The organism is Azospirillum griseum, assembly GCF_003966125.1.
Taxonomy (GTDB): Bacteria; Pseudomonadota; Alphaproteobacteria; order Azospirillales; family Azospirillaceae; genus Azospirillum; species Azospirillum griseum.
Genome location: NZ_RXMA01000003.1, coordinates 189,711 through 203,555 on the forward strand (window position 1 = coordinate 189,711; position 13,845 = coordinate 203,555).

At 67.9% G+C, this 13,845-nt stretch carries 13 protein-coding genes; 12 read left to right on the forward strand and 1 reads right to left on the reverse strand.

Features of this window, described 5'->3' with window-relative positions; all coding sequences use genetic code 11:
- Positions 1-40 precede the first annotated feature (40 nt).
- The 6 genes from EJ903_RS05295 to EJ903_RS05320 all read left to right on the forward strand — a co-directional run bounded on the left by EJ903_RS05295 (position 41) and on the right by EJ903_RS05320 (position 6,429).
- Positions 41-1,393 carry a glycosyltransferase family 87 protein gene (locus tag EJ903_RS05295; protein ID WP_126612835.1) on the forward strand — a complete coding sequence of 451 codons (1,353 nt, stop codon included), beginning with the start codon at positions 41-43 and terminating at the stop codon, positions 1,391-1,393.
- Complete coding sequence (locus EJ903_RS05300; protein ID WP_126612837.1) at positions 1,393-2,067, forward strand: response regulator transcription factor; 675 nt, start codon at positions 1,393-1,395, stop codon at positions 2,065-2,067. Before EJ903_RS05295 ends, EJ903_RS05300 begins: the two co-directional genes overlap by 1 nt.
- A complete protein-coding gene (locus tag EJ903_RS05305; protein WP_126612839.1) occupies positions 2,064-3,443 on the forward strand; it encodes a sensor histidine kinase in 1,380 nt (459 codons plus the stop codon). Before EJ903_RS05300 ends, EJ903_RS05305 begins: the two co-directional genes overlap by 4 nt.
- A 122-nt stretch (positions 3,444-3,565) precedes the next feature.
- Positions 3,566-4,702: an ABC transporter permease gene (locus EJ903_RS05310; protein ID WP_126612841.1), complete on the forward strand. Its 1,137-nt coding sequence runs from the start codon at positions 3,566-3,568 to the stop codon at positions 4,700-4,702.
- A 15-nt stretch (positions 4,703-4,717) separates the two neighbouring features.
- Entirely contained in the window at positions 4,718-5,470 is a 753-nt protein-coding gene (locus EJ903_RS05315) for an ABC transporter ATP-binding protein (RefSeq protein ID WP_126612843.1), read from the forward strand.
- Positions 5,455-6,429, forward strand: coding sequence for an HlyD family secretion protein (locus tag EJ903_RS05320; RefSeq protein WP_126612845.1), 975 nt, complete (start codon positions 5,455-5,457; stop codon positions 6,427-6,429). The genes EJ903_RS05315 and EJ903_RS05320 overlap by 16 nt, the downstream gene beginning before the upstream one ends.
- 31 nt (positions 6,430-6,460) lie before the next feature.
- Here EJ903_RS05320 and EJ903_RS05325 read toward each other — a convergent pair whose 3' ends face one another.
- Complete coding sequence (locus tag EJ903_RS05325; RefSeq protein ID WP_126612847.1) at positions 6,461-7,684, reverse strand: plasmid replication protein; 1,224 nt, start codon at positions 7,682-7,684, stop codon at positions 6,461-6,463.
- Between the two features lie 706 nt (positions 7,685-8,390).
- Here EJ903_RS05325 and EJ903_RS05330 point away from each other — a divergent pair.
- The 6 genes from EJ903_RS05330 to EJ903_RS05355 all read left to right on the forward strand — a co-directional run bounded on the left by EJ903_RS05330 (position 8,391) and on the right by EJ903_RS05355 (position 13,698).
- Positions 8,391-9,287: a helix-turn-helix domain-containing protein gene (locus EJ903_RS05330; RefSeq protein ID WP_126612849.1), complete on the forward strand. Its 897-nt coding sequence runs from the start codon at positions 8,391-8,393 to the stop codon at positions 9,285-9,287.
- Positions 9,284-9,931: a hypothetical protein gene (locus tag EJ903_RS05335; protein ID WP_210211379.1), complete on the forward strand. Its 648-nt coding sequence runs from the start codon at positions 9,284-9,286 to the stop codon at positions 9,929-9,931. Before EJ903_RS05330 ends, EJ903_RS05335 begins: the two co-directional genes overlap by 4 nt.
- A 128-nt stretch (positions 9,932-10,059) precedes the next feature.
- Entirely contained in the window at positions 10,060-10,716 is a 657-nt protein-coding gene (locus EJ903_RS05340; RefSeq protein ID WP_126612851.1) for a ParA family protein, read from the forward strand.
- A complete protein-coding gene (locus EJ903_RS05345) occupies positions 10,713-11,282 on the forward strand; it encodes a hypothetical protein (protein ID WP_126612853.1) in 570 nt (189 codons plus the stop codon). The genes EJ903_RS05340 and EJ903_RS05345 overlap by 4 nt, the downstream gene beginning before the upstream one ends.
- Positions 11,283-11,316: 34 nt before the next feature.
- Positions 11,317-12,225 (forward strand): LysR family transcriptional regulator, encoded by a 909-nt coding sequence (locus EJ903_RS05350; protein WP_126612855.1) that lies wholly within the window; start codon positions 11,317-11,319, stop codon positions 12,223-12,225.
- Between the two features lie 147 nt (positions 12,226-12,372).
- Positions 12,373-13,698: an ABC transporter substrate-binding protein gene (locus EJ903_RS05355; protein ID WP_210211380.1), complete on the forward strand. Its 1,326-nt coding sequence runs from the start codon at positions 12,373-12,375 to the stop codon at positions 13,696-13,698.
- The last annotated feature ends 147 nt before the right edge of the window (positions 13,699-13,845 follow it).

A 13,845-nucleotide genomic window follows, 5' to 3' on the forward strand; every position in this document is an offset into this window, starting at 1 on the left:
GGTCCGCCACCGCATCCCGATCGCAACGGATGTTCCGGCCATGCCTTCCCCCTCCATGCTGTCCCCGCAGGCGTTGCGGGTGCCGCTGACGCCCCCCTTTGCCTGGACCGACCGCCTGAGAGCCGACCGCCTCACCGCGCCGGTGTCGCGGCTCTCCGCGCTTGGACGCCCCTGGCCCCGTCTGGGCGTCATCGTCTGGGTGTTGACCACGCTGGTGATCGCGGTCATCGCCATCGTCCAGCCGCACCGCTGCATCGCCGGAATCTACCGGGCGGCGGCGGTCGCCTGGATGAACGCCGAACCGCTCTACGCGCCGGGCCTGCACGGCTATCTGTATTTTCCCACCGGTGCGGTGGCCTACATGCCCTTTCTGGTTCTGCCCGAACCGCTGGCCAGCCACCTTTGGCGCGTGGCGCTGTCGGCGCTGCTGTGGGTCGCCATCCGGCGCTACGCCCGTCTGATCGCCCCGCGCAACGCCGGATACGCGGCGGGGGCCATCCTGCTGTTGAGCGCGCCCGCCGCCACCATCGACCTGTTGCGCGGCCAAATGACCCTGCCGATGCTCGCCCTGCTGCTGTTCGCCACCGTCGATCTCGCCAGCGGGCGGGACCGGCGGGGCGGGTTGCTGCTCGCCGCCGCCGTCTTCGTCAAGCCGCTGGCCCTGGTCCCGGCGCTGCTGGTGTTCGCCACGCTGCCCGAAGCCCGGCGCGGCCTGCTCCTCGGCGGGGTCTGCGGCGTTCTGCTGAGCTTTCTCCACAACGACCCGATTTATGTGGTGGAGCAATGGGTCGCGATGGTGGGCAAGCTGGGCGTGGCCGCCGCCCCCGACAGCGGCACCTGGTTCGACGTGGGCGCGGCCCTGAAGACCGCCGGTTGGCTCGCCCCCGACGCCACGCTGTTCGGCCCGCGCGCCGCCGCCGCCATCGTCTGTCTGGCCTTGGCATGGCTGGCGGTGCGGCGGCTGGATCCGCGCACGGCGGTGATCGTGGTGATGAGCCTGGGCTGCTGCTATCTGCTGCTGTTCAACCCGCGTGTGGAGGAAGGCTCCTACGTCATGCTCGCCGTGCTGGCGGCGGGGGCCTCGGTGGTGGAGGGCGAACGGCCCGCCAACGGCCGCCGCGCCGCCCTGCTGGCGCTGCTCTGCCTGGCCCTGGGGACCCACATGTACGGCAACACGCTGTACCGCCCGACGGCCTTCTGGTTGAAGCAGGTGATGGCCGTGGGCTATGTCGGCTGTCTGGTCCATGTCATCATGGCGCGGCGGTCGCTGACCTGCCGGGCCACGGTCGGGCAGCGACCGCACCCCGCCCATGCGGCCCGAAGCTTTGTCATCGGTCGGCTGTCCAACAGCCGGATCGTTCCTCCCCTTGCACGCGACAACGGGTATCTGTGATGCGCATTCTGTTGGTCGAGGATGAACCGGAGTTGGCGAGCGCGCTGGTCGCCGCCCTGATCCGGCGCGATTGTCTGGTCGATCACGTCGAAACGCTGGCCGACGCGGACGAGGCGCTGAACGCCGGGGTGCACACCCTGGTGCTGCTCGACCGCCGCCTGCCCGACGGCGACGGGGTCAGCCTGATTCCCGCCATCCGCCGCTCGGCCTCCTCGCCGCCGGTCATCCTGCTGACCGCCCTGGACGACGTGCGCGACCGCGTGACCGGGCTGGACGCCGGGGCCGACGATTACGTCGCCAAACCTTTCGACATGGACGAGTTGCTGGCCCGGATGCGGGCGGTGCTGCGCCGCCCGCCGCAACCGGTCGACCGGACGATCACGGTGGCGCGCGCCACCCTGGATCTGGACAGCCGCAGCGTGACGATCAACGGCGAGCCGCTGACCCTGCCCCGGCGGGAGTTGCTGGCCTTCGAGCTGCTGATGCGCCGGGCCGGGCGGGTGGTGACGCGCGAGGCGCTGGAGGCGGTGGTCTACGGCCAGGACGACATCGTCGGCCCATCCGCCATCGAACCCCACCTGTCGCGCCTGCGCCGTCGGCTGGAGGAGCAACAGGCGGGGTTGGAGATCCAGGGCGTGCGTGGGGTCGGCTACCTGCTGCGGGTGTCGTCATGACGCGTCCGCCCTCGCTGACGCTGCGTCTGATCGCCACGCTGGCGATCGTGCAGACCCTGGTGATGCTGATCATCATCGCGCTGCACATCGGTTTCCAGATGTACCGGTACGGCTCGGAAGCGGTGATGGCGAATTTCGTCATCAACGTGGTGGCCGAGTCGCTGGAGGTGGACGATCAGGGCCACGCCGTGCTCGCCGAATCGCCGCTGCTCCGGCAGATTTACCAGCGCCACCCGACCCTGTGGTTCCGCGCCTGGACCACCAGCGGCAATCTGGCCCGGGGGGAGCGCCCGGACTCCGTGCCCCCCACCATGACGCGTCCGCTGGCCGACAACGTGGATTACGCCCTGTCCTGGGCGGTGCGCCAGAACGGCCACATCACCGCCGTGGTCAAATCGCCGGAGACCGATCACCCGGTCATCCAGGGCGTCGTCATCGAAGCGGGCGTGCTCGCCCTGCAAGCCGAGGACATCCCCGATCTGATCATCGACACCCTCTACAACCTCGAAGGCGTCGTGCCGGTGTTCGGGCCGTCGGTGGTCGCCGCCCTGATCGCCATCGTGCTGGTGGTGCGGCGGCAATTGCGGGTGTTGCTCCGGGTGTCCGCCGCCGCCGCCGGGCTGAATCCCGACCGGCGCGGCACCCGCCTGCCCGAGGAGCGCATCCCGCGCGAGGTGCTGCCGCTGATCCGTTCGATCAATGCCGCCTTGGAACGGCTGGACGCGTGGAGCGAACAGCAGCGCCGTTTCATCGCCGATGCCGCGCACGAGCTGCGCACCCCCATCGCCATTCTGCGGACCCGGCTGGACGCGCTGCCCGACGAGCCGCTGAAGGACGCCTTGCTGCGCGACGCCCGCCGCCTGTCGGATCTGTCCACCAAGCTTCTCGATCTGGAACGGCTGCGCGTCGCCGAATCCGCCCTGGTCCCGCTCGATCTGGTGGCGCTGGCGCGCGAGGCGGTGGCCGATTTCGCCCCGCTCGCCGCGCAGGAGGGCTACGAGATCGCCTTTTTCGGTGACACCGCGCGGCTGGAGATTCTGGGCGACGCGCTGGCGCTGCGGCGGGCCATCGGCAATCTGATCGACAACGCCATCCGCCATGGCGGGCGGCACGGCGTGATCCGCGTGTCGATCGAGGACAATGGCGATCTGACGGTAGCCGACGACGGTCCGGGCGTTCTGCCCCAGCACGCCGACCGTGTCTTCGATCCCTTCTTTCGCGGGTCCAAGACCGGGCAGGGAACCGGGCTTGGCCTGCATCTGGTCCGCGAGATCGTGCGCGCCCATCCCGGTGCGTCGGTCAGCCTGGACGGTGCCGCGCCCGGATCCGGGGCGTGCTTCCGTCTGCACTTCCAACCCCTGCCGCGTTCGGTCTGACCGGCGCAGAGGCAAGCTTGCGGCAATGCAGGGCGGGCAGAGTGGGGAGGATCGACGCGCTGACCGGCGCACCCGATCCCCCCGATCCGCCCGCCCCGTCTCTTTCCCGATTGCCCGCCATCATGCTTGTCCCCCTTGCCCGCCGCACGCTGCTGCACGACTGGCAACGCTTCCTGCCCGCCGCCCTGGCCATCGCCTTTTCCGGTTTGCTGGTGCTGGTCCAGGTCGCGTTGCTGGTCGGCCTGTTTTCCACCATCTCGCTCTACATCACCGCGTCCACCGGCGATCTGTGGGTCGGCTTTCCCGGCACCCAGACCATCGACACCGGGCGGCCGATCCGGGCCGGGGCGGAGGTGTTCCTCCACCGGCATCCGGCGGTCGCCCGCGTCGAGCGGCTGCAATGGACCGGCGGCGACTGGCGCGCGCCCAAGGGGGATCGCGGCGGCGTGTCCGTCATCCTGACCGGCATCGACACCCGTCCCGGCAGCGGCGTTCTGGCCCGCGCGGTGACGCCCGCGCAGCGGCAACGCCTGATGGAACCGGGGTCGATCCTGGTGGACGCCGCCGACCTGGGCAAGCTGGGGGTGACGGTGGGCGACAGCGGCGAGATCGGCGGACGCCGCGTCCGCGTGGTGGGCGTCACCGAAGGGATGCGGGCCATCGGCGGCGTCAACGTCATCGCCTCGCTGGAAACCGCCGCCACGCTGGGAAGCGCGGCCGACGGCGACGACGTCGCCTATTTCGTCGTCAGCCTGCACCCGGGCCACGACGCCGAGACGGTGCAGCGGGAGTTGCAGCATCTGGCCACGGGCCGTCCCTTCGAGATCTGGACCGCGCCGGATTTCGCCGAGCGCACCGTGACTTATTGGATGTTCGAATCGGGCATGGGGGTCAGCGTCGCCTTCGGGTCGGCGGTGGCCTTGCTGGTCGGCATCGTCATCACCAGCCAAACCCTGTCGGCGGCCATCGCCGGTTCCATCCGCGAATACGCCACCTTGCGCGCGCTGGGGGTGTCGGTCGGCGATCTGCGCCGCATCGTGCTGGCGCAAGCGCTGTGGCTGGCCTTTGGCGGCCTGCTGCTGGCGGCGGCGCTGGGGGCGGGGTTGCTGTGGCTGGCCCACGCCCAACGGGTGCCGGTGCGCGTCGATGGCGGGCTGGTTCTGGCCACCGTCGCGGTGGTTCTCACCGTCGCCCTGGCGTCCAGCCTGTTCGCCCTGCGCCAACTGCGCCACGCCGACCCGGTTCTGCTTCTGCGTTGATGGGACACACCAACAATGACCGCAAACGGCTGGCCGATCACGGCCCACGCCCTGACCAAATCCTTTTCCACCGGCCCGGTCGTCACCCCGGTGCTGACCGGCCTGTCGCTGTCGGTGACGCCGGGCGAGCTGACGGTCGTCGTCGGACCCTCGGGCTGCGGCAAAAGCACCTTGCTGGCGCTGCTCAGCGGCCTGTCGCAACCGGACGGCGGGCGGGTGACGGTGAACGGCACCGATCTGGCCACGCTCAGCGCGGCCGCGCTCGACCGCTTCCGCCTGGACCGCGTCGGCTTCGTTTTCCAGGGCTTCAACCTGTTCCCCGCCCTGACGGCCCTGGAACAGGTGCTGCTGCCGCTGGGCTATCTGCGCCTGCCGCCCGCCCAGGCGCGGGCGCGGGCCGCCGAGGCGTTGGCCCGGGTCGGGCTGGAGGCGCGCGCCCATCTGCGCCCCAGCGCGCTGTCGGGCGGGGAAAAGCAGCGGGTCGCCATCGCCCGCGCGCTGGCCAAAGCCCCCCGCCTGCTGTTCGCCGACGAACCCACCAGCGCGCTGGACAAGCGCAACGGCCAGACCGTGGGCGACCTGCTGCGGCGCTGCGCCCACGACGACGGGGCCACGGTGGTCTGCGTGTCCCACGATCCCCGGCTGATCGGTTTCGCCGACCGGGTTCTGACCATGGAGGACGGGCGCATTCAATCCGACGAGCGCCCGGCCTCGCCCCACCCTTTCCCTTTGCCCGCCCATGGTGATGTTGCATGCGCGCCCCTCTGATCGGCCCCTCTTTGATCGCCCGCCCAAAGACCATTCGCCCGAACACCGCCCGGTCCGCCGCCCTGCTGCTCGGTCTGCTGTCGCCGTTGCTGGCGGGCTGCGACCCGGTTGAGCCGGCCGGGGCCAGCCCGGTGGCCTTCGTCGGCCCGGCCGCCATCGCCCGCTGCCGCATCGACGTGGAAGGCGGGGTGATCCGGCTCGCCGCCCAACGCGAGGGGCTGATCCGCGAGGTGGCGGTGGAGGAGGGCGACCGCGTCCGCACCGGCCAAAGCCTGGCCCGCATCGATTCCCGCCAGGCCGAGTTGCGCGCCGCCGTCACCGAGGCCGAATGGGAGCAGGCGCGCAGCGCCGTCGCCACCGAGCGGGTGCGTCTGGCGGCGGCGGAACGGGAGGCGCGGCGGCGTCACGAGGGCGGGGCCGCCGCCTTCAGCCAACGCCTGCGCGAAGAGGCCGACACGGAGATGGAAGCCCGCCGCACCCAATTGGCCACGGCCATCGCCACCGCCACGGCGGCGGGGAAGCGGGCGGCGGAGGCGGCCTTTGAGATCGAGGCGCGGGTGATCCGCGCCCCGGTCGATGGAACCATCGTCAAGCGGCGCGCCCGCCCTGGCGATGGGGTGACGGTGCAAACGGTGACGGAGCTGTTTCAACTGGTTCCCGACGGGCCGCGCATCGCCCGCTGCGATCTGGAGGAACCGTTCCTGGGCCGGGTGTCCGTTGGTCGGCCCGCCACCATCGTGCTGGAATCCGATGAGTCGGTGCGGTTGCCCGCCACCGTCAAACGGGTTGGATCCGTGTTCGGCGTTCCCGCCCCGTCCGGCGATCCCACCGCCCGCCAGGACATCCGCACGGTGGAAACCGTGCTGACCTTGCATGATGCCGGGTCGCTGCTGATCGGCCAACGGGTGCGCGCCTATGTGACCGCCCCCGGCGAGGACCCGACCAACGCCGGATCCTGAGCAGCGACGCCCGGTTCCCTCGTCGCCCCGCTCACTCGTCGTTGAGCGGCAGCGACACTTGGGCGGCCATCTGGGCGGCGGCGCTCAGGCGCTTGTTGCGCTTGCTGCGCAGATCGGCGGCGTCCACCGTCTTGACCGGGACGAAGCCGTCGGGACGCATGGCGTTGCCGACGATGGCCTTCAGCGCGTCGATGTTGGTGCGCTGGACCCGACGGCCGTTGCGGACCTGATCGAGGAACTTGGCCGACGGCGTCAGCAGGTAATCAATGGCGTCGATGCGTTTGCCGACCTTGGTGTATTCCTTGTCGGCCTGATCAAGGATGCCCTCGTCCACCAGCGCGTCCACGGCGGCGGTGACGACGCGCAGCGTGTCGCGGCGGCGCGACCATTCGTTCATGCCGCTGTTCTTGATGATTTCGTCGGCGCTGATCGCCACCGGCTTGGCCTCGTCCTCCGCGCTGTCGCATTCGATCGACAGGCGGTTGTAGAGCCAGCGCGACACCGGGGATTTCAGCTTCATCAGCCAGGCGTAGGAGATCGGCTTGAACTCCAGATCGCGGATGGCGGCGGAAACAAGGGGGTTGAACTCCAGATAGGTTTCTTCGACCCCGCCATCCTCATCGACCAGATCCGGACGCGAGCGAATCGCCAGCACCGGAAAAGCGGTCGATTCCAACAAATTCTGCCCCCGGCTCTTCTTGCCCGGCTCCGGCGCGGGGCCGGTGGAGATGATGATGCGCGACCGCGCCAGAATGGTCAGCGATTCGCGGATGTCCTGGATCGACAAGGTGTGATTCACCGCGCGCAATTCGCGCTGAATCTCGTACAGGCTGAAGCGCATCTGCACCTTGTCGCGGTTCTCCCCGGTCAGCGACAGGCGCGAACGGTCCATGGCGAGGCGGCGGACGACCTGTTCCACCACCTGTTCGCGTTCGGACGGAAAAATCTCCACTTCGACCAGATCCGGCGGCGCGCCCGGCGCGCGGTCGTCCTTGCGCTGGGCGCTGGGCCGATCAATACGGGCGGGTTGCACAGTCAGGCGGTAATTGCGGCCCCGGAAGGAGAATTCCCGGCGGACCGACTTGATGAAGCTGTCCTTGGTGACGATTTCCCCCTTGTCCTTGGTGTCGTTGTCACGCGACACGAAGACAAAGCGCGGGGCCAGATCGTACAGCGCGATCAAATGCGATTGCGAACGGTCTTCCAGCTCAAACAGGATGAGCTGGGCCGCGCTGCTCGGGGCCGTTTTGGACATCGTCATCTCCAGAGGGTCGAAACCCAGCATGGCGCGCGCCGCCGCCGGGTGCAACAAAAGCGACCGAATCCCCCCTCACCACCATGGAGCGGCAGCCCGCGCGTGTGACGCGTTGCCCCGCGATGATGGAGCAGCGCCTCGCGACCATAAAGCCACAGCTCGCGATTCCACGACGGTCCGGGCGAATCGAGTCCGCATCAGGGAAATCGCGGGCAAAGGCTCCAGCCACAACCGCGAATCGCGAATCGCGAGCAAACGCGCCAGAGAACCGCTGGGCCACCCCATCATTCGCAACGATCAAAGCGGGAGTTGCGATGAGTGACAGAAAAAAGACAGGCCAAGAGCGGTTTTGACTGGTCCAGAGCGAAGGCGACTCGCCCCTTCCATCCCCCTTGTCAGGACCGATACCGGCAGCGCGCAAGTCACGGCGGGGAATCGCGAGCAATGGCTCCAGGACTCCCGCGTCGGAATCGCGAGTCAACGCTCCATGTTCGCGACCAAAGACACCAGAAACCCGATTCGGGCGGCCATCGCGGGCTGTGACTCCATGATCGCAAGCCATCGCTCCACCGTCGCGGGCTGTGGCGTCGGGGGTGCGGGCTGTCGCGTCATGGAGCGGTTGCCCGCGATTCGACTTTCCCCGCATCCCCTTCAAATCCTCGCCGCCAATGTGTTCCCTGTTCAGCGGTGGAGATGTCACCCCATCATGCCCAACCAACAGCCATTCCCCCCCACGCGCGCGCCACAGACCGCCACCGCCAAAGCCGCAACGGACAACGGACAGCGGTGGGGCCGGATTCCGGCCTGGTGGCTCGACCATCCCGATCTGGACGCCGATGGGCTGGCGGTGTTGGCGGCGCTCAGCACCTACGCCGACGAGGCCGGGGTGTGCTGGCCATCGCAAACCACTCTGGCGGCCAAGCTGAAACGAAGCCGCCCAACCGTCAATCGCCTGATCGGTCGGTTGGAAGCCATGGGGTTGGTTACGGTCGAACACCGCAACGCCGCCAACGGTGGGCGTCTGAGCTGCCGTTATCGCCTGCGCCTGTCGGCGGACGAGGCCAATGAGCCGTCGGCCAGCGTTTCCCCGGGAGACGCCCTGATTCACAAGCCGACACCCCTTGACTCATGGTTGAACGCCCCCTGTTCATCGCTGAGTCACGAACAGCTTCAAACAAAACAGATTCCAGACTCGCTCTCCGAACGCACGCCTGTGACGGATGGATCAACAGCAGAGGGGCAGAACGACCGTCACGGGGTTTCGGACCATTGGTCGCCCTCCGCCGGGGATCGGGCTTGGGCGGCGACGCGCTTCCCTGACGTCGATCTGGACCGCCACGCGGAACTGTTCCGTCAACGCTGCCAAGCCCATGGCTACCGTTACAAGGACGTTGGCGCGGCGTGGCGGTCGTGGTTGTTGCAGGATTTTGCCGGTCGGACCACCGCCGCCGCTCAAACCATCACCAGGAACGGGCCACCCCGTCCTCCCGCCGCCGCCGCAACCGTCCGGACCGACTCGGTCGAACAGCGGTTGAACGCGTGGTCCAGCGTCGCCGCCCGTCTGTCCGCCGTGTCGTCCCCCTCATCCGGAACACGCGCATGAGCAACCTGCATCCGTTGCACCCGACCACGGCCCGCAGCGCGGTCATCTCCACCGTCACTTTGCCGTTCGACCCGGCACAACCCGCCGGGTTGCGTCGCCAGACCCTGACCGAGGCTTTGCCCGCACCACTGCGTGCGGCGCTGGACAGCGGAAGGATCGAACGGCACAGCCGGTTCACCGATGATGGCTTTGCCGGTTTGGATGAGATGTGGACGCCACCGGATGGCATCACCCCGCGCGACGCCGAACTGGCCCGGCGGGTGTTGGACGATCTGGAGGCTGACATCCTCGCCCCAGCCGCTCCCAACCATTTGCTGGGGCGCATTCTGGCGCTTCTCAGCCATTACCCGGCCAAGGCGACCAGCCCGGAGGTGGAGCAATTGCTCGCGATGGACTGGGCCGACGATTTGGGCGAGTTTCCATCCTGGGCGATCGATCAGGCCGCGCGGGTCTGGCGGCGCACCCGGAAATGGCGGCCCAGCATCGCCGAAATGCGGGCGTTGTGCGAGGAGGCGTGCGCATCGGAACGGGCCTTGGCCGATCGCCTGCGCGCCATCGTCCGCGCCGGGCGTCCGGTTGGGGCGCTGGCCGAACCGTCGCCTGTGCGCGACTTCACCGGGGCGTTGCGGCGGATGCCGGGGTGAGCGGTGTGCCGGGCCATCCAGTCAAAGCTAAGACATGTCTTAACTTTGCCCCGCGCAGCCACTCTGCTATCACAAGGATGGGCACGGTCGGCCGGGCCAAAGCGGACACACACCACACAGGATGGACCATGATGGACGGGCGCGCGCCGTTGAAACGGCTGTTGGTCAACGGCCCGAAGGGGGGCGTCGGCAAAACCACCTTGAGCCGCAACATCGCGGTCGCGGCGGCGTTGGACGGCTGTTCGGTGGCGACGCTGGATCTGGATCCGCAACGCAGCCTGACCAAATGGTACGCCAAACGCCCGGACGGCATGGCCCCGATCACCCATTTCGAAGCGGGGATGACGCCCGCCGACATCCGCGCGGCGCTGGAGGGAATCGCCGGGTTCGACCTGTTGGTGATCGACACCCCGCCGTCGATTGAGGATCACCCGGAAGAGTTCAAGCTGTTGGCGCTGTCCTCCGACCTGATTGTGGTCCCGACCGGCCAGTCGGACGATGATCTGGATTCCGTGCGGCCCTGGATGCGTTTTGTCCGACGCTATGGCAAGAACGCCGCCTTCGTCATGAACCGGGTCAAGCCGCGCACGCGCGGGTTCACCGAGGCGCAGCGCAAGCTGCTGGGCGATGGCCGGATCTGCCCGGTCGAGGTGCCGGACTACGAAGACATCCAGTTCACCGCCGGGCGCGGGTTGGGGCTGTTGGAGTTGAAGGGCGGCAAGGGTGTGGAGCATCTCGCCGGAGTCTGGGCTTTCGTCCGTCACGAGCTGGAGTTGGGGCAATGAGCGGCTTCAAGCAGGTGTCCAAGGCCCAGGCGCGCCGTCACATCGCCGTCGATGAACGGATCGAGCGGATGGCCGAAGCGCCGCTCGACCTGCTGCGGCGGGAGGAGTTCGTCCAGGAAATCGCCACGCTGTGGCGCAGCGCCCAGGAAAAATTCCTGCTGATCGGGCGCTATCTGGTGCAGGCCCGCAACCGGCTGCCGCACGGCGAGTTTCAGGCGATGGTCGAAAACGAACTGCCCTTCGGCTATCAGGTCGCCTACCAGCTGCGCATGGTGGCCGAGGCGGTGGACAGCGGCCGTTTGCCCGGGGCCAAGCTGCCGCCCAGCTACGCCACCGTCTACCAGTTGGCGACGCTGACCACCGAACAGCTTCGCCTGGCCGATCAGCGCAACCTGATCCGCCCCGACGTGACCCGCCCGGAGATCGTCCGCTTCAAGCGCGACCTGCGCCAGACCAGCACCCCCGCACCGGTGGATCGGCGCACCGCCTTGCTGGAGGAGCGCGACCGTTTGCGGACGCGGCTGGCGGTGGTGGAAGCCGAACTGCACGCGTTCGACGCGGAGTGACGCGACGGTTTCACCGGATCGGGAAGGGCGGGCGATGCTGGATCTCAAGACGCTGGAAACCTTCATTTGGACCATGCGGTTGGGGGGCTTTCGCAAGGCGGCGGAGCGGTTGAACACCACCCAGCCCGCGATTTCCGCCCGCATCGCCCAGCTTCAGGACGAGTTGGGCGTGCTGCTGTTCGAACGGGTCGGGCGGCGGGTGGCTCCCACCCCGCAGGCGATGGTCCTGCTGTCCTACGCCGAGCGGATGATGGCGCTGCGCGCCGAACTGCTCGACGCGGTGGCCGACCGCCGGGCCATCCGGGGGGTGATCCGGCTGGGGGTGGCGGAAACCGTGGTCCACACCTGGCTCAGCCGCCTGATTGAGCGGCTGAACGCGCTCTACCCCGCCGTGTCGCTGGAGATCGAGGTTGAAACCTCCCCCAGCCTGCGCGAGGCGCTGTTGCGCCACGAGATCGACGTGGCGGTGATGCTGGGGTCCTATACCGACATCCGGTTCAAAACCGTGCCGGTCGGCAGCTACCCCTTGGGCTGGGTGGTCAGCCCGTCGCTGGCGCTGCCGTCGGAACCGGTGTCGCTGGCCGAACTGGCGGCCTTTCCCATCATCACCTTTTCGCGCACCACCCAGCCTTATGGCGTGATCCGCGAACTGTTTTCATCGATTGGCCTGCCGGTGCGGATGTTCGGCAACAGCTCGCTCGCCAGCGTGGTGCGGATGACGCTGGATTCGGTGGGCGTCAGCGTGATTCCGATCGCCATCGTCCAGCGCGAGTTGGCCGACGGACGGTTGCGCCTGATCCGCTCGCAAGCGGCCCTGCCAGACCTGTCCTTTTCCGCCGCCTACCCGGCCAACCACGACAACCACATGGCCGCCATCGTCGCGCAACTCGCGGTCGAGGTGGCAACGGACTATGGAGCGATGGCTGGCGATTCGACAGATTGATAAAAATCCGTGATCAATTCGGATCACAATAAACGATTGGACGGCATCAGTACTGTTCGTGTCATCATCAACCCAAGCGCACAATCAATTCAGCCGACAAGGCTGACGCGACGGCCAATGACGGCACAGAACAGAGGAGATTTCACGATGCGGTTCATGGTTGGGAAGGCCAAAGGGCAGCGGTCCGCCACCCGTCGGCAGGTGATCACGCGGTTCGTGGCGACGGCGGCCCTGATGGCCACCACCGCGCTGACCGGTGTGATGTTCGGCAGCAGCGGCGCGCGGGCGGAGGATGAGATCCGCATCGGCGTCATCTATCCGTTGACCGGGGCCGCCGCCTCCACCGGCGTGGAGCTGAAGGCCGCCGCCGAGCTGGCCGCCGCGATGGTCAACAAGGAGATCGCCGCCCCCGACGGGCTGACCGTCGCCGCCGGTCTGCCCGGCCTGAAAGGGGCCAAGATCAAGCTGATCTTCGGCGATCACCAGGGCAACCCGCAGGTGGGGGCCACCGAGGCCGAACGCCTGATCACCAGCGAAAAGGTGGTGGCGCTGACCGGGGCCTATTTCTCCAACGTCACCGCCACGGCCAGCCAGGTGGCCGAACGCTACGGCGTTCCCTTCCTGAACGCGGAATCCTCGTCGGCCTCGCTGACCCAGCGCAATTTCAAATGGTTCTTCCGCACCACGCCGCACGACGATCTGTTCGTGACCAACTTCTTCACCTTCCTGGAGGATATGGAGAAGAAGACCGGCAAGGAGCTGCGCACGCTGGGCCTGTTCAACGAGAACACCCTGTGGGGCAACGAGACGACCAAGCTTCAGGTCCGGCTGTCGGACGAGCGCAAGTTCAAGATCGCCGAAAAGATCATCTACCCGGCCAAGACCACGCAGATGACGTCGGAAGTGCAGCGCCTGAAGGCCGCCAACCCGGCGGTCATCATGCAAAGCTCCTATCTCGGCGACGCCATCCTGTCGATGAAGACCTACAAGGAGTTGGGCTTCTCGCCCAGCATGCTGCTGGCCAACGACGCCGGGTTCAACGACAGCGAATTCCTGAAGACGCTGGGCAAGGACGGCGAATACATCATCAGCCGCGAGGTCTGGGCGCTGGACCAGGCCGAACGCAACCCGCTGATCAAGAAGGTCAACGACCTGATGCGCGAGCGGTCGGGCGTGAACTTCAACGGCAACTCGGCCCGCTCCTTCACCGGCATCGCCGTGCTGGCCGACGCGCTCAACCGCGCCGGGTCGACCAAGCCGGAGGACATCCGCAAGGCCCTGCAAGAGACCAACATCCCCGGCAGCGGCCTGATCATGCCATGGAAGGGCATCAAGTTCGACGCCAGCGGCCAGAACGAGTTGGGCCAGGGCATCATCGTCCAGGTCCAGGGCGGCCAATACGTCACCGTGTGGCCGACGGAGGTGGCGACCAAGCCCATCGTCTTCCCGATGCCCGCCTGGGACAAGCGCTGATCCTGTTCTGACACACAAGCGGGGCTGTCGCGGCTGCGACCCTGCCTGACCGAACGCACCACACCCCCTCTCCCCCTGTTGGGGAGAGGGGGCACGGATCGGGGCAGGACGCACGCACGCACGCCCTACGGCCCACCCTGTTTCATG